Consider the following 19,044-nt stretch of genomic DNA (forward strand, 5'->3'; position numbering starts at 1 on the left):
ACCCGCGGGCGGCCCACCGGCCCACGCCAATCAGTTAGCCTGCAAGGCATGTCTGCCAACCAGCGCCTGGCCGTCGGCGACGAGGCCCCCGGTTTCACCCTGCCCGACTCGACCGGTAAGTCGGTATCGCTCTCCGATTACGCTGGGCGTCGCGTGATCGTGTACTTTTACCCGGCCGCGATGACCCCCGGGTGCACCAAGCAGGCGTGTGATTTTCGCGACAACCTCCACGAGTTGAACGGCGCCGGACTCGATGTCGTCGGGATCTCACCGGACAAACCGGAGAAGCTGGCCAAATTCGCCGACGCCGACGGCCTCGACTTTCCGCTGCTGTCCGACCCGGACAAAAAGGTGCTGACCGCCTGGGGCGCATTCGGTGAGAAGAAGCTCTATGGCAAGACCGTCACCGGCGTCATCCGCTCGACCTTCGTCGTCGGCCCCGACGGCCGGATCGAGGTCGCGCAGTACAACGTGCGCGCTACCGGCCACGTCGCCAAGCTGCGTCGCGACCTGGGCGTCTAGACCGGTTCGTAGCGGTGGTCAATCGCGCGACGACGAGCCCGCTGGTACCGCGGCGGCGGCCCAGCCAGGAGCGGAGTCGGCGCAAGTTCGACACCATGCTCGCCGTCGCCCGCGATCTGCTCATCGAAGTCGGGTTCGAGTCGATGACGTGTGAGGAGATTGCGGCGCGCGCTGACGTCCCGATTGGCACGCTGTACCAGTTCTTCGCCAACAAATACGTCATCGTCTGCGAACTCGACCGCCAGGACACCGTCGCGGTGCAGGCCGAACTGGTCGAACTGGGCTCGGCGATCCCCTCGCTGGACTGGCCGGCACTGTTGGAGCGCTTCCTCGACCATCTCGCCGCGCTGTGGCAGCACGACCCGTCCCGACGAGCAGTCTGGCTGGCGGTGCAATCGACCCCGGCGACCCGTGCGACGGCAGCGCTCAACGAGCAGGCGTTGGCCGAGCAGGTCGAGCACATCCTGGCCCCGCTGACCCCGCACCAGCGGGAGCGCCGCAAGACGATGGCCCGGCTGTTGGTGCACACCGTCTTCTCGGCGCTGAGCTTCTCGGTGCAGGAGGGGCAGGATCGCGCTAGTACGGTCGCCGAGCTCAAACGCATGATGGGCGGCTACCTGTTGCGGGAAGAGGGCAAGCTCGAGCGCTGAGGCGTCGGATCGACGACGGCGAAGCGCAATTTAGACTGTCGGGATGACCGGGGGCACCAGCGAGGCGGTATCAACCAGCGGCGGGCCAGCAGTCGTTGGCGGCTCGTCGGACGGGTTCGACGCCTTTATCAGCTATGCACGCGAACCGTCGACGGCGCTGGCGTCGCAGCTGCAGACGTCCATGGAGCGCTTCGCGAAGCCGTGGAACAAGTTGCGTGCGATGCGCGTGTTCCGCGACGACCAGTCGATGGCGGCGAACACCGCGTTGTGGTCGACGATCGAACGCGGGCTGCGGGAGTCCTCGCACCTGATCCTGCTGGTCACTCCCCAGGCGGCGGCGTCACCGTACGTGAACAAAGAAGTCGAATGGTGGGTCACCAACAAGGGGTCGCAAACCATCCTTCTCGTTCATCAGCGCGGCCCGCTGGCGTGGGACCGGTCGACCAATGATTTCACCTTCGACAGCGCGGTACCGATTGCCTTGCGCGGCGCGTACCCCGAGGAGCCCCGTTGGACGAATCTGAGCTCGTTCACCGACGCCGAGCTGGCCGACGGTGACAAGCTCACCGACGCGGTGGCGGACCTGTCTTCGGCCGTGCGCGGGATCGATCGCGACCGGCTCGTCGGCGAGAACGTGGCCCAGCACCGCAAGACCATGCGGATGGCACGCGGGGCGATCATCGGACTGTCGATACTCCTCGTTGCCGCTCTGGGAGCCGGTGTGCTGGCGTTCGTCCGGGGCAACGAGGCGCAGCGCCAGGCCAATCTGAGCCTGGCCCAGCGGCTTGCCGTCGAGGGCACCGCCGCGCTGGACGGCAACTCGTTGCGCGAGGCGGTGCAGAAGATCACCGTCGCATCGGTGCTTGAGCCGGCCGCGACGCAGCGCACCCGTACCGACCTGATGGAGCAGGACCTGTTCGGCGTCGCGCGGATCCTGCAGGGCGACCGTGCGTCGGGGCTCGAGGCCAGCGGTGTGGGGACGGGCCGCGTGTTCAGCTCGGGCAACACACTGCTGTCGACGGTGGGCGGCGTGGCTGTCGTCACCGACGCCGACACGCTGAAGGTGAGCCGCCACCCCGACGCCGTCGGCGTGGCGGTGGGCGCCGACGGGAGTCGGATCGCGCTGTGGCGTCCGTCGACGCAGATGCTGGAGGTCCTCGACCTCGACGGCAAGCGCGTGGGTGCACCGGTGGGGCCGTTCACCGCGGCACCCAAGGCGGCCTTCTCGTCGAGCGGTAAAACTCTGTTCAACCTGGGGCTCTCCGAGAGCCGCCGTCGAGTCCAGGCGTGGGACGTGCAGTCGGGGACTCTGCGGTGGCAGGACACGACTCCGACGATTGTGGGCGCCGCCACGATGGCCGACGACAAACTCCTCGTCATGCACCTGGCCAGTGCCTCCCCGGACGCGCGGACGAGAGAGATGGTCTTCGCGGTCTACGGCGACGGGCCGCAGACGCGTCGGGACGTGACCAGGGGAGTCGACAGCTGGACCGGGCCGCGGGGGCGTGCCGTGATCAGGGCCGTCGACGGCTCGTACGCGTTGTGGGACCTGCTTGCCGCGCGCCGTATCGCGCCGGTCAAACCTCCGGCAGGATCGGCGTCGTTCTCGGAGTTCGCCTTCAGTGGCGACGGGGGCAGCATGCTCGCGACCGGCGGTTTCGGGGCGATCGTCTTCACGATTCCCGCCGACGACGGGCAGCAACCGTCGGCCAAGCTGATCGTCAACGACCCGGCGTCGATTCCCATGTTCGACCAGAACAACGCAGCACTGAGCCACGACGGTCAGCAGGCGATCGTCACGACCCGTGACGGCGTGCTCATGGTTCCGACCAACGGTTGGGATCCGCAGTCCCTGCCCGCTCCCGGCGGGGTGCGCAACGTCTCGTTCAGCCGGGGCGGCCGCGCGCTGCTCTCCACCGAGGGCGGGGTATTGCTGTTCGAGATCCCCAAAACCCCCGTCGCCCCCGAGATGATCGCCGACCGGGCGGGGTTGGGCGTGTCCAACGACTACGGCAGTGTGCAGGTGTACCGGTACGAGAACGGCGTCGCCGTGCCCTGGTTCCGCAAGGAGGGCACGCCGGCGTACGAGACGATCCGGGCGTTCAATCCCAAGCGGATGCAGATCGCCATGTCCGCAAGCGCGGATTCCACCGGCCGGCTGAAGATCTCGGTGGTCACCCTCCGCGGTGATGCGCCCAACCGCACACTGACCCTGCTCGACCCGCCAGCATGCTCGTCAAGGTCGCCCATCTCGTATTGGTTCAGCGACTCCGGCCGCTATCTCGCGACCGCGAATTGTGGAAACCGGGCGACGGTCTGGGACCTCGATTCGGGCCAGCGGGTCCGCGAGTTCCAGCCGTCGACCGGTGAAGTCGTCACCGGCGGATTCGACGAGTCTGGTCGTGATGCGAAGCTGATCGTGGTGACCGGCGCGATGCGCAGCGTCGTCAACATCGCAACCGGCAAGACCGAGGTGGAAGACACCTTCGACGATCCGATTGCCAATGCCTCCTTGGCCGGTGGTCGGATCGCCCTGTACACCCCCTCCGATTCCCGGATCCGCGTCTACGGCAACGCCGCGGCATCACGCTTGGGACGAGCGCTTTTCGAGACGGGCCTGGACCGCGTGGGCGGGATCGCACTCAGTGGTGACGGGAACACGGTGGCAGCCGGCTATGTCGGTCTCGGCGGGGCGGCCAACAGGCTGTACGCCTGGTCCGTCGGCAGCGGCGAAGAGCTCCTCGCCGCCGCGGTGGCCGATGGTTCGGGCGCCAACCCGGAGTTCGTCGACGACGGACGGGGCGTGACCCTCAAGGCCAGCGGTGCTCGGGTCTACCGCCTGAAGACCAGTGTCGAGGATGTGTGCCGTCTGCTCGACGCGAACATGAGCCACGAGACGTGGGATCGCACCGTCGGGAAGGCCTACAAGTACGTGAAGGCGTGCCCCGGTCTGCCGATCGAGGGGGAGTAGTGCCGACACCGGAGGCCTACGAGGCGTTCATCAGTTATGCCCGAGCACCGTCGACGGCGCTGGCCTCGCAACTGCAAACGTCGTTGGAGCGTTTCGCCAAGCCATGGAACAAGATGCGGGCGGTGCGGGTGTTCCGCGACGACCAGTCGATGGCGGCGAACACCGCGCTGTGGTCGACGATCGAGCGGGGCTTGCGCGAATCATCGCACCTGATCCTGCTGGTGACGCCCGAGTCGGCCGCCTCGGAATACGTCGGCAAGGAGATCGGGTGGTGGATCGCCAACAAGGGTTCGCAGACCATCCTGCTGGTCCTCCAGCACGGCTCGTTGGAGTGGGACCGTAGCCGCAACGACTTCACCGCACAGAGCACAGTGCCCCAGGCTCTGCGAGGTGCATATGCCGAGGAGCCACGCTGGGTCGATCTGACATCGTCGAGTAGCACCGTCAACCCCGACGACCCGCGGTTCACCAACGCGGTGGCCGACCTGTCGTCGGCGGTGCGCGGGATCGATCGCGATGTGCTCGTCGGGGAGAACGTCGCGCAGCACCGCAAGACGATGCGCATGGCCCGGGCCGCCATCGTCGGCCTGTCATTCCTCCTGGTGCTGGCGCTCGGTGCCGGCGTGCTGGCCCTCATGCAGCGCAATGAAGCGCAGCAGCAGTCACAGCTGAGCCTGGCACGACTGCTCGCCGGCGAGGGGGCCTCGGCCATCGACACCAACGCCGTCGAGGGCGTGCAGAAGATCACCGTCGCCTCGGCGCTGCGGTCCGACGCGACGCAGCGGGCGCGCAACGACCTGTTCCTCGACCAACTGCCCGGTGCCGTCGCTGTCCGTCCGGCCGACCGCTACGTCGCCGAGCTGGGTGGCGGTCAGCGGTCGGGTCGCGTCTTCGTCGGCGGCAACACCGTCGTGAGCACCGTCGGGAATCGCACCGGGATCACCGATGCGACGACGGCCAAGACCACCACCAGCGACGATGCCGTTGTCGTCGCGATCAGCGACGACGGCGCCCGGATCGCACTGTGGCATCCGTCGACGGAGACGATCACCTTCGTCGACGCCGCCGGAAAGCCGCTCGGCGGGAAGATCGGCACGTTCGAGAAGGCACCCCAGGGGAACTTCTCCAGCAGTGGCAACCGCCTTGTCCTCTTCGCCCCCGACGAGACCAAGCCGCAGATCCAGAACTGGGATGTCACGACCGGTGCGCGACGTTGGACCGACGACGATCCGCTGCTCGTCGGGTTCGCGACGCTGACCGACGACAAGCTGTTGGTCGTCCGTCAGGTCCCGGGCCGCCCGCAGGAGCGGCGGATGTCGCTGTACTCCGACGGCCCCGACACCAGGGTTGAGGTCGGGACGGGTGACCCGGTGGTCACCATGGTCTCGGGGGTAACGGTGGTCGAGGAGCCCGACCAGACCTACGCCCTGTGGGACGTCCTCAAGCGCCGACGTCTCGGGCGCCTCGACCTGCCCGTCAAGCAGTACGGCACGGCCTTCGTTTTCAGTGGTGACCAGAAGTCGCTTCTCGCCGCGGGCAAGTTCGGCGCCCGGATCTTCCACGGCAGCGATCGCTCCGGGGATGTGTTCACATCGACCTCGATCGTGACCGACCCGGTGGTCGGCGGCAGTCGGCCAGATCCAGCCATCGCGATCAATTCCGACGGAACCCGCGTGGCGCTCGCCACGGCGGACGGGATCCGGCTGATCCCGGTCAAGGGAACGGATCGCAGGGCGTGGCTCTCGGAGAAGCCGAGCCTCCTGCCGGCCCCCGGCGCCGTGCGACACCTCGTCTACACCAAGGACGGCACCCTGGTCCTGTCCACCGACAGTGCCGTCGTGCTGTCGCGGCCCGCGCAGCCCGTCGACGGACTCGGCGTCGACGATGACCAGGGCGGTTTGAGTGCTCGCTCCAGCGGCAGCGGGGTGACCGTCGCGAAGTTCACCGACGGTGCGCTGCGCACCGAGTTCGAGCGCGACCTGCCCGCGGGAGCACCGTCGACGGTGACCGCCTTCGATCCGACCCGCATGCGCGTTGCGATGACCGAGGGATTGACCGGCGAGACCAAGGTGGCGGTCTTCGCGCTGCAGGGGGCGGAGCAGCCGATCGTCGAAACCACGATCACCGAGCCGCGCGGCTGTCCGGTCGCCGCGTCGGCGAAGGCCGCGTTCAGTCCGTCGGGGCGCTACGTCGCCATCGGCTACTGCAGCAGCGACGCCCAGATCTGGGACCTCGATCAGCGCCGCATGGTCGCCGAGTACCACGGGGAGCAGGACGACGACGAGTATGTGCTCGCTATCGCGCTCGACGAAGGGCGCGGCGGACTGACGATGGCGATGATCGCGACGAGCGCGCGGACCGTCGTCGACGGGTTGACCGGTACTGAGCGGTCGCGCGAGGACTTCGTCGAGCGCCAGTCGGCCGCCACCATCGTCGGCGGCCGCTTCGCCACCGTCTCGTGGAAGGCGGGCAATCTGCACGTCTATTCCGGCGCGTTCGACGCGGGGAAGGCCAGGCAGCAGGCGATGTTCCCCGTGCGTCAGGGTGATGCCGTAGCGCTGAGTGCCGACGGTGCCACGGTCGCCGCCCGCTCGTCGGGAAATGCGGAGGCGGGCAACACGATTCGCGTGTGGCGCCTCGCCGACGGCCAGGAGGTCTTCTCGGTCCGACTACCCGAGTCGCTCGGGCGTTCGGGCTTGCAGTTCTTGGCCGGCGGCAGGGGACTCGACGTCGGCGACAAGGTGTTCCGCGTGAAGGTGACGCGCGACGATGTCTGTGGCCTGCTCGATTCGAACATGAGCCGGGACACGTGGAACCGGGTCGTCGGCAAGTCGTTCGACTATGTGAAAGGCTGTCCTGACCTGCCGATCGAAGGGGACTAATGGCCATTCGCACGCTGTCCGCCGCTGTCGCCATTGGTGCATCGCTATTGGCTACCAGCCTCTTGACCGTCCCGCCGGAGGCGCTCGCCGCACCCCGGCTCGACGTCACAGCGTTGTCCCGGGGTCTGGAGATCCCGTGGGGTGTCGCGGTGGCACCCGACGGCACGGCACTGGTGACGCAGCGGGCCGGGCCGTTCGTCGCGGTCCACGCGAACGGTCGCACGCAGGTGATGCGCGCCGACCTGTCGAAGCTGTTCGCCGTCAAGGAAGCCGGGTTGATGGGCGTCACGCTCGACACCGGGTTCGCCGACAATCGTCGGGCATACACATGCCAGGCCGAGTACACCCGGCCCGGCGCGCCGACCATTCCGATGGGCAGCTCCGACCTACCGGTGCCGTGGCCGAACACCGGTCAGGAGATCAAGATCGTCGCCTGGAAGGTCGCCGACGACTGGACCGGACTCACGCGTGAGCGCACCGTGCTGTCGGGGATTCCCACCAATGCGTCGGGGCGCCATGCCGGGTGTGGGATCGCGGCTTGGGGTTCCACGCTGTGGATCTCGACCGGTGACAACGTGAGTCCCGGCGGTGCGCAGAACCCTGCAACGTTCGAGGGCAAGGTGCTGCACATCAACCTCGACGGCACGCCTGCTGCGGGGAACCCCAATCCGGCGAGCCCGGTCTACACGATGGGACATCGCAACCCGCAGGACGTTGCGGTGCGGCCAGAGACCGGCCAGGTGTACGTGATCGAGCACGGCACCGACAAGGACGACGAGCTGAACCTGCTGCGGGCCGGCGGTAACTATGGCTACAGCCCCAACCGGGCGCCGCTGATCTATGACGAGTCGGTGCCGATGACCGATCCCGACCGTGTGCCGGGCGCGATCTTCCCGGTGTGGCGGACCGGCAACTCGACTCTCGCCACCGCCGCCCTGGCGTTCTTGCCGCGTAGCGGTTGGGGCCGGTTCAGTGGCGGACTAGTCGTCTCGACGCTGAAGGGCAAGCGGTTGGTCTTCATGCGCCTGTCGCCCGACGGCCGCCACGTCGTGGAGACCGCCGAGGCGCTCAAGGACTCCGAGGGTCGGTTGCGCGGGTTGGCGGTGACCCCCGACGGGGCGTTGCTGGTTACGACGAGCAACGGCGAGCACGCCGACAAGGTTCTGCGCGTTCGCTGGACCGGCTGAGATGTGCGACGACGAGATCGTGCGCCACGCCCACGCCGAGGCGCGCCGTCTCTCGCGCCGTGATGCGTTGCGCGCGACCGCCGTCGCGTCGGGGCTGGTGCTGACCGGTGTGGGAGGTGCGGCGGTGGCTTCGGCGTCGCCGTCGGGCCGGGTCGTCGACCTCACGCACGCTCTTTCGCCGAACTTCCCGATGTGGCCGGGCAACCCGCCATTCACCGCCGTTCAGACGTCGACGGTGGGCCCTAGGAACTCGGGTTACGCCACGCGGTGGCTGGGCTTTGCCGAGCACTCGGGAACCCACGTCGACGCGCCCGCGCACAAGATCGGCAACGGCATCACCGTCGATCGGATCGCGCCGGCCAATCTGGTGGCGCCGCTGGTCGTCATCAGCATTGCGGGCAAGGCCCGCCGCAACCCCCGTGCGCTGCTGACCGAACGCGACATCGCCGACTTCGAGAACCGCCACGGACGGATTCCGCGTGGGTCGCTGGTGGCGCTGCACACCGGGTGGCAGCCAAGCACCGGCGGTCCCGACGCCGCCGGGTTCGACCCGGACGCGGTGCGCATGCTCATCGTCGAGAGGGCGGTCGTCGCGATCGGGACCGACACGATGTCGGTCGACATCCGCGATGCGGTAGGCGCGCACGCCGCGATCCTGGGTTCGGGCCGCTATGCCGTCGAAACGCTGGCGAACCTGACGTCGGTGCCGCCGCTGGGCGCGAGGGTCGTCGTCGGGGCTCCGAAGTTCGCCGGGGGTACCGGCGGCCCGGCGCGGGTCCTCGCCCTGACGTGAACCTTTTGAGTTCCGTCCGGCCGACGGTCGTACCGGTACCATCCCCACCATGAGCGGCGAGATTTACAGCGACGATGTCATCACGCTGGACGACGGCGGCCTCACCCTGAGCAAGTATTATTTCCCACTGGGCTCGGCCAAGCGGATCGAGTACGCCGACATCAAGGGCGTGGCTGTGGAGACGATGAACTGGGCCACCGGTAAAGGTCGGGTCTGGGGCGCGACCGACCCCCGGTTCTGGCTTCCGCTGGACAAGCGTCGGCACAAGAAGTCCACGTTGCTGGTCTTCGGCGTCGGTAAGCGGGTCAAGCCCTGCGTCACGCCGGATGATCCGGATCGCGTGCTGGAACTCTTGCGGGAACGGGTGCCCGTCGCCTGAGCGCAGCTCGGCCTATCGGGTGATCGGCCGGTAGTTCAAAGCGAACTCATCGGCCGGCACCGGCCACTGCTCGCCGCCCCCGCCCTCGACGACCCAGTCGCCGGGCTGGGCGGGCACCGGGCCCTCGAGGGTATCGATGATCTCGCCGTCGTGAGCGGGGCGAGCGCGCACCTCGCCGATCCGGCGGTAGCGATCGCCGTCGACGAGCTCGTAGGTCGCCGTGAAGACGTCGTCGCGCACCGACCGCACCGGGTCATCGGGTGACGTGCGCACCTCCCAGTCGCCAGGGCCGGCGGTCATCGCGTCGCCACCGGACGTCGTCCACGTCCAATCCTCGAACCGCTGTCGCGCGACGACCTCGCCGACGCGCTCGAACGTTTGCCAATCGTCGATGGCGCTGACGTCGTCGTCGTTCTTGCGCGCGGTCTGGTAGCCGAGTTCGCGCAATTTCGTCAGGGTCCCTGCCAGGCTCGTCAGCGCGCGTGTGACCTTCGCCGGATCAGCCTCGATCTCCGACCAGGGAACCAGATAGTCGTGGTGCTTGCGCCCATTGTCGCGCTTCCCGTGGGTCCAGCCATTGGCACGGTAGAAGCGGCACCAGTCCTCGTGTTCGGCCTGGGCCATGCGCAGTACGGTCGCCTCGTCGAAGCCGAGGGCGGCGAGCTGGTCCAATGGTTGCGCATCGGAGTGCCCCGGAACCCACGGCTGCGCGTCGGCGGTGCTGCGCCAGGTCCGATCGCTCAGCGTCTCCACGATCCACAGCGCGTTGGCGACCTGACGCCGATTGGACTCGCGGTAGAACTCGTCGAGTCGGTCCCAGGGCTGCGCGGCCGCGCCGCCGTCGGGATTGACGTAGCGCTCGTGGATCGATCGCGCGGCGACCTCCCACGAATCGTGTGCCTGACCGTCGGGGATCTCCATGGTCGTCTCGAACATGTGCAACCGGCCAACGACCGGACGGGCCTGCGCGTAGCCGACCGGCGCCGTACCGACCGCATGCGCGGCGGTGTGTGCGAAGACCGGTGTCTTCGGGTAGCGCATCGCGATGCGTGTCGCCAGCGTCGGGTCGAGGTCGGTGTCGACCAGCACCACAGCGGTCTTGCCGGGATCGCCGGTGATCAACCCCGACATCGTCGACACGGTCGGAGGTTCGTCGACGGCGGTGACCGGCGGGCGCTCGGCGGGCAACCCCATCTCGGTCCTGGAGCGATGATGATCGGCAACGACCTCGTCGGCACCGGTGTCGACGAGAACGGCCTCGGGCAATGGCGTGTTTCCGTGGTAGTCGGCGTCGAGCTGACGGGCGGCGAGTTCGGCGCACAGCGCGAGAGTCAGCTGAGAGGTGCCACAGATGACGATCTTCTCGACGCCCTCGTCGGTGATCTCGTCCACCAGCTTGCGGGCGGTCACCTCGTAGATTCCGACGGTGTCGCGGGCCCAGCGATCCCCGGCGGGGACGGCCTCCGACCGTGCCCGGTCGAACTGCTCGGCGCGCCAGGCCGCCGCCTGCCACGGGTCGTCGATGCGCACGACGACCGGCAGTCGCGTGCGGCTGTTCGTCGCGCCGACCTCGGAGAGAACCTCGAGTCTGGTGAGGTTGAGGGTGGCGTTCGCATCGAGCAGGTACAGCGCGTCGAGCTTGCGGAACAGCCGCAGTGATGCCCAGGAGTCGGTGCGGGCGAAGTCGACGGTCACCACGCGCGCTCCATGGGCGCGGGCCGCCACGATGCAGGGGCGCTCGGGCGAGCCGGTGACCACGACGAGTATCGACCGGCGGGACAGTGCGCCGGCGATCGCCGCGACCAGCGGGGCGCTGTCGTCGTCGATTCCGACCACCGCGGTGACCGACCGATTGAGGCGGGTCTTGATGAAGATCGCGAGCCGGTCGAAGCGGGAGCGCATGAGAACGATGGCCACACCGACCAGGGACAGGACGACCGCGGTCAGCGCGGTCAACTGCGCGACATAGACCGCCACCGGTGTCTCGATCGACGCTTGGGCGATGCACTCGCTGCCGTAGCCGGCGTCGCCGCGCATCAGTTTGGCCGTCGCGATGACCGCGGTGAAGAAGGCGGGGTGCTGACCGTCGTGGCAACGCATGTACGACGCCATTCCGAGCACCGCGCTCAGCGCTGCCAGACCGGCGACCAGCGCAATGGGTGCTGCGGACGTACCGTGACCGCGCGTGTAGACGTACGTCAGCGACAGGACGAGTACCAGGGCGATCACGATGGACCACACCGAGTACGGGCTGCCGAACCACGACACCGCCGCGGGCAGGCCTTCGAGAATCGACGGCCGCGCCGCGACGAGGGCGAGATAGCCCACCACCACGATCGTCACCACGGTCAAGACCGTTCGTCCGACGGGACGCCGCGGCGGGTCAGGGGTCATGTTTGGCGAGTCTAGTCGCGTCGCGATCGGCGACACCCGGCCCGACCTGCGCGATGTGTCAAGTTCGCCGGATTCGCCTACAATTGGACACAAGACCGCAGGTTGTCCCGGTGTCCGCACCCGGTTGACCGACCTGCGCTCGAATCGTGAAGAAATCGATGGTTGGAGAATGATGGGTTACCCCCATAGCTTGAGTCAGACTCGACGCCTGCCCGTGGCGGTCTTGGCGGTGCTGATGGCACTGGTGGGGCTCCTCAGCGCATGCACCAAGTCGCCGACGTACTCCGACGCTGTCAGTGACGCGTCGCGGTTCTCCGACCTTGCGGCTCCCGAGATGACCATCACCGACGGTGGTGCCGTGCTGAAGGAGAACGCCATCGGCGTCCAGCCGGGCTCGCCGGTCACGGTGAAGGTCGAGCAGGGCTCGCTGACCGATGTGAAGGTCACCAGCGGCGGAAAAGTAATCCCGGGTGAGATCACCGACAACGGTGCGACCTGGACCAACAGCGTGCCGATGGACTTCGCGAGCCGGTACACGCTGACGGCACAGGCCAAGGGCGTCGGCGGCACGGCTGACGTTTCGCGCTCCTTCACGACGAGCACCGCGAACAACTTCACGATGCCCTACCTCGTCCCGCGCAACGGTGAGGTCGTGGGCGTCGGTCAACCGATCTCGGTGAAGTTCGACGAGCCGATCACCAATCGCAAGGCGGTCCAGGACGCGATCACCATCACCACGGAGCCCAAGGTCGAGGGCGCGTTCTACTGGGTCAGCCCGCAGGACGTGCGCTGGCGCCCGGCGGAGTTCTGGAAGCCCGGCACCAAGGTGAGCGTCGCCGTCAACGTGTTCGGCAAGGACCTCGGCGACGGCGTGTACGGCCAGAAGAACGTGAGGTCGACGTTCCGCATCGGCCGGCAGATGCTCATCACCGCCGATGATCGCACCAAGATGGTGACCTTCGAGCGCGACGGCAAGGTCATCCGGCGGATGCCCACCTCGATGGGCAAGCCCGGCACCCCGACCGACAACGGCATCTACATCGTCGGCGACAAGCACGCGCGACTCGTCATGGACTCGTCCACCTACGGTGTGCCGGTGAACTCGGCAGACGGGTACCGCACCCCGGTCGACTACGCCACGCAGATGTCCTACAGCGGCATTTACTTTCACTCCGCCCCGTGGTCGGTGTGGGCCCAGGGCAACACCAACACCAGTCACGGCTGCCTCAACCTGAGCCCCGACAATGCTCTGTGGGTCATGCAGAACACGCTGCGCGGCGACCCGGTCACGGTGAAGTACACCCAGGGTCCGCGACTGTCGGGCGTCGACGGTCTCGGCGACTGGAACATCCCGTGGTCGGTGTGGAAGAAGGGCAACGCCTAAGCCTTCTCCCGGTCCCGTCACGGTTGGGTCTCGCCTCGCGTCGCGGAGAGTCCACCAGAATCTGACGCGGTAACCTTGCGCCCCATGGGCGAAGGAGGTAGACGTGCAGCACTAGTCGCGCTGTCGGCTGCGCTTGCCACCGGGGCAGTGTTGTCCTCTGCTCAGGCTGTGCACGCAGCACCGGTCCTGCCGAGTTCGGGCTGTATCAACGATCTGCCGCCCAAGCCTCAACCGCATCCGTTCGGGCCGGGTGACATGATCCCCAAGGAATACCGCCTTGACTTGCCGTATTTGCGGTTCCTCCCGGTTCCCGAGCCGGCGCCGCAGCCCAATCCGGTCCGGATCAAGTCGCAGCCACCGCCGTCGAAGAAGAAGCGGTGCGTCGACCCGTGCCCGGACATCACCGATCCCAAGAAACCCGCGCCCTCGGGGAACGGATCACTGGGCAGTCTCGAGGCACCCAAGGTGACCCTCAAGCCGTCGCCGATCACCATTCCCTTCTCGGTGCCCAACCCCAATCCACCGAAGCTTCCGCCACCGCCGCCCAAGGTTGATCCGGGCTGGGACCGTGCACCGCTGGAGAGGGCGCCGCGCGCGCCGCGAGTCGGGCTGGTGCGGTGGGTGTCGACACTGACCGGTCAGGGGTCGACAAGCCGCACCGACAAGCGCTGGCAGGTGATGGGCACCGACTTGGGCATTATGTGGGAGAGCAAGCCGGGCCAGATCGCGGTGGCCTTCGGCGACACGTTCGGTAAGGGCTTCCGGCCGCCGGGGGCCAACGGCGGCGACTGGCGCTCCAACGTCATCGGCGTCAGTTCCGACAAGAAGCTCTCCGACGGCATGGCGATCGACACGATGATCCAGGACAGCCGCTGCCACGCGGTGCAGGTCGTCGACTCGCGCCACATCAACAATTACGAGCTGACGACGATCCCGACGTCGGGCTTCGCGATCGGCGGCCGGCAGTTCATGACGTACATGTCGGTGCGCATGTGGGGGCAGCTGGCGAACACGTGGCTGACCAACTACGGCGGTCTGGCCTATTCCGACGATGGTGGCTCGATCTGGACGAGGGACCCCTACATGCGGTGGGACAACGTCTTCGGGACGTCACAGTTTCAGGTGTCGTCGATGGTCCCCGACGGTGACTACGTCTACATGTTCGGCACACCCAATTCGCGCTACGGCTCGGTCGGCTTGGCGCGCGTTCGCAAGGAGGACGTGCTCAACAAGACGGCCTACCAGTATTGGCGGGACGGCCGCTGGACCCCGACGCGGGACGCCAACGCCGCTTCGGTGCTCTTCGGCGGTCCGACCGGAGAGCTCTCCGTCCGCCACAACGCTGCCGCCGATCGGTGGGAGATGACCTACCTCGACCCGGTGCGCAGCGCGATCATGATCCGTACGTCCCGCACACCGCAGGGGGCATGGTCGGAGCCGGCGCGCCTCGTTGACGCCGGCTCACGTACGGAGCTGTACGGCGGTTTCATGCATCCGTGGTCGACCGGGGACGAACTGTACTTCACACTCAGTCAGTGGTCGACCTACAACGTCAGCCTCATGCGCGCGCACGTGTACTGAACAGGCCGAATCAGGGTTTCTGCGTATCCCGTGCCAATCGGTCGATTTTCCGGAGTGAGACATCAGTATCGATTATTCTGCGATGTGGAACAGTCCCATTGCGGCCGGTTCGCCGCTCCGCAGATCAAGGAGAAAGGCGGGACGACGGGGATGTCGATGACCCGAAAGGCTTTGGTGTGTGCGCCGCTCGTCGCGGTGGCGATTGGGCTTGGAGGTGGAGTTGCGTCGGCCGGCGGTTGGCACGAAGACGACCCGAGCGGTCACGGTTGCATCTTGAAGAATGGCGGCAAGGGGACCTACACCTACGACAAAGCCCACAACCACTGGCACTGCCTGCCCAAGCGCTGAGCGAAGCAAGGAGATGACGATGGCACGTACACATTTCACGAAGGCCGGTATCGCCGCTGCCGCAGTCGGCATGGCCGTAGGAGTCGGCAGCCTGGGGATTGGAAGCCTGACGGCTGGCGCCGCATCGGCGGAGCCCAGGTACGGCGCCCCGTGTACCAACCAGGACGGGGCCCCGGGCTACTACGTCTGGGAGAACGACGACAAGACGGCCTATAACAACAACCTGATCTGCAACATCACCGGTGACGCTCCCCGCGTGGGCCGCAAGAAGCCGCCGCCACCGCCGGATCCCTTCGGCAGCTGATCAGTTCAATGAGTTTCCGGGGATGGTCCCCAACTGCAGTCGGTTCGCCGACCTGCAGTCCAAGGAAGAAGGGAGTGGCGAGTGTCGATTTCCCGTAAGGCAATGATGTGTGCACCTTTGGTCGCCGTGGCGATTGGACTCGGTGCGGGCGCGGCGCAGGCCGTGCCGAAGAGCGGTGACCCGGGCGGTTCGCCCTGCACCGACCAGAACGGCGCGAAGGGCACCTACATCTGGAGCCCGAGCACCAACCAGTGGGTCTGCAAGATCGGCGGCGATGCGCCACAGCAGAAGAAGGCGCCGCCGCCTGCCTCACCCTTCGGCAGCTAGGGTCTCCGGGCCACAGCCACTCGACCCGTCGACAAAAGTCGGCGGGTCGAGTGCTATCTGCAATTGCTACGGCGTGACGATGTTGAAGTTCGGATCGGGAGGTGAAAGCGCGCCCAACACCCCGATCAGTGCACCCGGATCACCGTCTACGGCGAGTCCCGCTGCCTGTGCACCCGGGAGATCGCCGGTGGCAAGGTACACGAGTACTCCGTCGGGGACGGTGACGGTCGCGGCGGCAGCCACGTCGGGCTTGTCGTGATCGCGCAGCAGGACGCCGTTGTGCAGCCGGGTGAGGAATCGCTCGTCGCCGAACACCCAGCGCAGCGTGATGTCGAGGTCCCACACCTTCTGTGCGTCGAGCTGGATGGCCAGGGCGTCCAGGAACATCTCGGGCTGCAGGTTGGCGGCTATGTCTTTGCCGCTGGCTGCGGTGGGCGTGCCGAAGTTGCCGCTGCGCAACTCCATCGCGCCGGAGAGGTAGAAATTGCGCCACGGCCCGCTCTCGGCGGCGAAGCCCAGTTTCTCGAAGGTGTCGGCCTGCAGTGCGAGGGCCTCCGCGTGGTCTGGCTGCGCGAAGATCACGTGGTTGAGAACCTCTGCGGCCCAGCGGTAGTCACCGTCTTCGAATGACTTGCGCGCCTTGGCGACAACGGTGTCCGCACCGCCCATGAACTCGACGTAGCGCGGCGCAGAAGCCTCGGGCGGGTGCTGCCAGAGGTTCGCGGGATTTCCGTCGAACCAGCCGAGATAGCGTTGGTAGACGGCCTTCACATTGTGGTTGACCGAGCCGTAATAGCCGTGGGTGTTCCAGGCCTGCTCGAGACCCGGCGGCATCTGGAACTGTTCGGCGATCTCGATGCCCGTGTAGCCGCGGTTGAGCAGGCGCAGCGTCTGGTCGTGCAGGTAGGCGTACATTTCCCGCTGCGTCTGCAGGAACGTCAAGATCTGCTCACGTCCCCACGTCGGCCAGTGGTGGCTGGCGAACACGACGTCGGTGTCATCGCCGAACATCTCGATGGCCTCACCGAGGTAGTGTGCCCAGGCGCGCGGGTCGCGCACGACGGCGCCGCGCAGCGTCAGGATGTTGTGCATCGTGTGCGTTGCGTTCTCGGCGATGCACAGCGCTCGGCGGTCGGGGAAGTGGAAGTGCATCTCGGCGGGCGCCTCGGTACCGGGCGCGAGTTGGAAGACCATGCGCACTCCGTCGACGGTCAGTTCCTGCCCGGTCTCGGTGATATCGACGGTCGGCTCGATGACCGTGACGGTGCCCGTCGACGTCGTCTGCCCGAGGCCGGCACCGACGCCGCCACGGGGGTCGCGGGGGAGGGCGGCGCCGTACATGTAGCCGGCACGGCGGCCCATCGCGGTGCCCGCGTACAGGTTCTCGGCGATGGCCGGTTCCATGAAGCCCGTCGGCGCGATGATCTGTACGCGCCCGGCATCCACGTCTTCCTGGGTGGTGACGCCTTTGACGCCGCCGAAGTGGTCGACGTGGCAGTGGGTGTAGATCACCGCCTTGACGGGCCGATCACCCCGATGAGCGTGGTAGAGGGCCAGGGATGCCGCGGCGGTCTCGGTGCTGATCAGCGGGTCGATGATGATGATCCCGCGCTCACCCTCGATGACCGTCATATTGGACAGGTCGAATCCGCGGATCTGGTAGATACCGTCGGTGACTTCGTAAAGCCCGTGCTTGGCGCACAATTGAGATTGGCGCCAGAGGCTCGGGTTGACCGTGTCGGGTGCCTCGCCGTCGAGGAACTCGTAGGCGTTCAGGTCCCAGATCGTGTCTCCGGCGGCGTTCTTGATAGCGCCGACGTCAAGCGTCGCGATCAGCCCCCGGTTAGCGTCGTCGAAATCCTGGGTGTCGTTGAACGGGTAATCATCACCCGTCGGTGCGTCGCCCCCCGACGCAGGTGTCACCAGACGTATAGGTCGTTGGTGTTGTCGTCCGCGCGGGTCTCCGCGCGATGCTGGCCGTCATGACCGAGGGGCAGAGCGCAACGGGGGCTGTGCCGCGTGCGGTGCCGTCCGTGCCACTCGGACGGGCAGCGGGTTGCGGCAACGGTATGGCTCTGATCAGTCATGGCGCGGCTCCTGTTGGTTAGGTCTCCAGTATGTCGCATTTCGAGCAACTTTGGGAGTCAGATACGCATCGTCGCAGGTCAGGTGGGTGACCGCTGAGTAAGGAGGAACGTCGACCTCCTGGAATCGTTCCCCTCAGGTCGCAGTCTGGGAGGTCAGGCGGGGGTGACTTCTGAGTCTGGGGGCGCTACCTGGCGCGCCCTCACGACGTTGATCGACTTCATGGTTGCGGCCAGGACCGGTGCGCCGAGAACCATGCCGAGCAGGCCCGCGATGGTTCCGCCGATGATCGTCGCCAGCAGGACCGAGACCGGGTGCAGCTGCAATGAGTTACCCAACGCCCAGGAGCTGACCGCACTCTGGATGGTGCCGTTGGAGATGAGGAATGTGATCCCGATGATGAGCGCGGCGGGCAGGCCGCCCGCGCCGAATGCGATCAGCACCGCGAAGATCCCGGTGATCCAGGCCCCGACGAACGGCAGGAACGAGAGGAAGAAGTAGAGGACGAAAATGGGCAGGACCAACGGGATCCGCAGGATCAGCAGCGGGATAATGAAGATCGGTGCGGTCAGGATGGCGGTGATCGCCGTTCCGCGGAAGTAACCGCGCACGGAGTCTCGGGAGATGCGCACAACGTCGTTGACCGTGTCGTGGTCGAGACCCGTGGACCGCGCGATCCACCCGGAGAACTTGTAGCCGTCGCGAATGGTGAAGAAGAGGAAGAACACCGAGAAAAAGATGCCGATGAAGAGCGAGATCGCACCGTAGAAGGTGTGCGTCAGCGCCCCGAGCGCGCCCTGGCCCACTTGGCCCGAATAGGTGTCGAAAGCGGAGCGGGCACGCTCGAGCAGCTCCGGGTCGAGGTCGTGGCTGTGGACCCAATCGACCAGTGAATTCCACCCGGTGGTGAGCTGGCGCGAAATCTCGGGCACCTGCCGGACGAACCCCTGGATCACGACGGTGAGCACGACCGCGAGCGCGAGGATGGACAGCAGCAGCGTCACGGCCGTGGCGCCCGCCGGCGACAGGCCGTGGCGACGGAAGAACCCGGCGACCGGTTCGAGAACCATCCCCAGGATCACCGCGACGATCAGCGGGATAAGGATGCCGCTGACCGCGCTGAGACCCAGTGCCGCAACCACTACCAGTCCGATGATCCCGAGTGCCGCCCAACTGGTCGCACCGAGACGTCGGACTGCGGATTCGAAGGAAGGGGAGCCCACAGGCGCAGGATACA

15 protein-coding genes are annotated in these 19,044 nt (G+C 67.0%); 12 read left to right on the plus strand and 3 right to left on the minus strand.

What is annotated here, in order from left to right; translation table 11 throughout:
- The first annotated feature begins 48 nt into the window (after nucleotides 1-48).
- Genes bcp through B4L26_RS04310 form a run of 7 tightly spaced genes read left to right on the plus strand, consistent with a single transcriptional unit; the run spans nucleotide 49 to nucleotide 9,384 of the window.
- Entirely contained in the window at nucleotides 49-522 is a 474-nt protein-coding gene (bcp, locus tag B4L26_RS04280; RefSeq protein WP_290716233.1) for a thioredoxin-dependent thiol peroxidase, read from the plus strand.
- A gap of 14 nt (nucleotides 523-536) precedes the next feature.
- Nucleotides 537-1,172, plus strand: a complete 636-nt coding sequence (locus tag B4L26_RS04285) for a TetR/AcrR family transcriptional regulator (RefSeq protein ID WP_290716236.1) — start codon at nucleotides 537-539, stop codon at nucleotides 1,170-1,172.
- 43 nt (nucleotides 1,173-1,215) lie between these two features.
- Entirely contained in the window at nucleotides 1,216-4,143 is a 2,928-nt protein-coding gene (locus B4L26_RS04290) for a toll/interleukin-1 receptor domain-containing protein (protein WP_290716239.1), read from the plus strand.
- On the plus strand, nucleotides 4,143-7,025 hold the full coding sequence (locus tag B4L26_RS04295) for a TIR domain-containing protein (RefSeq protein WP_290716242.1): 2,883 nt from the start codon (nucleotides 4,143-4,145) through the stop codon (nucleotides 7,023-7,025). Before B4L26_RS04290 ends, B4L26_RS04295 begins: the two co-directional genes overlap by 1 nt.
- Nucleotides 7,025-8,212: a PQQ-dependent sugar dehydrogenase gene (locus tag B4L26_RS04300; RefSeq protein WP_290716244.1), complete on the plus strand. Its 1,188-nt coding sequence runs from the start codon at nucleotides 7,025-7,027 to the stop codon at nucleotides 8,210-8,212. The genes B4L26_RS04295 and B4L26_RS04300 overlap by 1 nt, the downstream gene beginning before the upstream one ends.
- Before the next feature lies 1 nt (nucleotide 8,213).
- Nucleotides 8,214-9,005, plus strand: a complete 792-nt coding sequence (locus B4L26_RS04305) for a cyclase family protein (protein ID WP_290716246.1) — start codon at nucleotides 8,214-8,216, stop codon at nucleotides 9,003-9,005.
- 49 nt (nucleotides 9,006-9,054) lie between these two features.
- The gene (locus tag B4L26_RS04310) at nucleotides 9,055-9,384 is read left to right on the plus strand and encodes a hypothetical protein (RefSeq protein ID WP_290716248.1); all 330 of its coding nucleotides are present in this window, start codon (nucleotides 9,055-9,057) and stop codon (nucleotides 9,382-9,384) included.
- Nucleotides 9,385-9,396: 12 nt separating this feature from the next.
- Here the strand turns inward: B4L26_RS04310 and B4L26_RS04315 are convergent, their stop codons facing one another.
- Nucleotides 9,397-11,778 carry a hypothetical protein gene (locus tag B4L26_RS04315; RefSeq protein ID WP_290716250.1) on the minus strand — a complete coding sequence of 794 codons (2,382 nt, stop codon included), beginning with the start codon at nucleotides 11,776-11,778 and terminating at the stop codon, nucleotides 9,397-9,399.
- A gap of 172 nt (nucleotides 11,779-11,950) precedes the next feature.
- Here B4L26_RS04315 and B4L26_RS04320 point away from each other — a divergent pair, with 172 nt between their 5' ends.
- From B4L26_RS04320 to B4L26_RS04340, 5 genes are all read left to right on the plus strand, one after another.
- Nucleotides 11,951-13,162 (plus strand): L,D-transpeptidase, encoded by a 1,212-nt coding sequence (locus tag B4L26_RS04320; RefSeq protein ID WP_290716252.1) that lies wholly within the window; start codon nucleotides 11,951-11,953, stop codon nucleotides 13,160-13,162.
- Between the two features lie 84 nt (nucleotides 13,163-13,246).
- The gene (locus B4L26_RS04325; protein ID WP_290716255.1) at nucleotides 13,247-14,743 is read left to right on the plus strand and encodes a DUF4185 domain-containing protein; all 1,497 of its coding nucleotides are present in this window, start codon (nucleotides 13,247-13,249) and stop codon (nucleotides 14,741-14,743) included.
- An 84-nt stretch (nucleotides 14,744-14,827) separates the two neighbouring features.
- Nucleotides 14,828-15,091, plus strand: a complete 264-nt coding sequence (locus B4L26_RS04330) for a hypothetical protein (RefSeq protein ID WP_290716257.1) — start codon at nucleotides 14,828-14,830, stop codon at nucleotides 15,089-15,091.
- A 19-nt stretch (nucleotides 15,092-15,110) separates the two neighbouring features.
- The gene (locus B4L26_RS04335; RefSeq protein ID WP_290716259.1) at nucleotides 15,111-15,395 is read left to right on the plus strand and encodes a hypothetical protein; all 285 of its coding nucleotides are present in this window, start codon (nucleotides 15,111-15,113) and stop codon (nucleotides 15,393-15,395) included.
- Nucleotides 15,396-15,521: 126 nt separating this feature from the next.
- Entirely contained in the window at nucleotides 15,522-15,722 is a 201-nt protein-coding gene (locus B4L26_RS04340; protein ID WP_290716261.1) for a hypothetical protein, read from the plus strand.
- A 66-nt stretch (nucleotides 15,723-15,788) separates the two neighbouring features.
- Here the strand turns inward: B4L26_RS04340 and B4L26_RS04345 are convergent, their stop codons facing one another.
- Both B4L26_RS04345 and B4L26_RS04350 read right to left on the minus strand, forming a co-directional pair.
- Nucleotides 15,789-17,645 carry an alkyl/aryl-sulfatase gene (locus tag B4L26_RS04345; protein WP_290716263.1) on the minus strand — a complete coding sequence of 619 codons (1,857 nt, stop codon included), beginning with the start codon at nucleotides 17,643-17,645 and terminating at the stop codon, nucleotides 15,789-15,791.
- Nucleotides 17,646-17,962: 317 nt separating this feature from the next.
- On the minus strand, nucleotides 17,963-19,030 hold the full coding sequence (locus B4L26_RS04350) for an AI-2E family transporter (protein WP_290716265.1): 1,068 nt from the start codon (nucleotides 19,028-19,030) through the stop codon (nucleotides 17,963-17,965).
- Nucleotides 19,031-19,044 lie beyond the last annotated feature (14 nt).

The sequence above is a fragment of the Gordonia sp. UBA7599 genome, from assembly GCA_002477755.1.
Taxonomy (GTDB): domain Bacteria; phylum Actinomycetota; class Actinomycetes; order Mycobacteriales; family Mycobacteriaceae; genus Gordonia.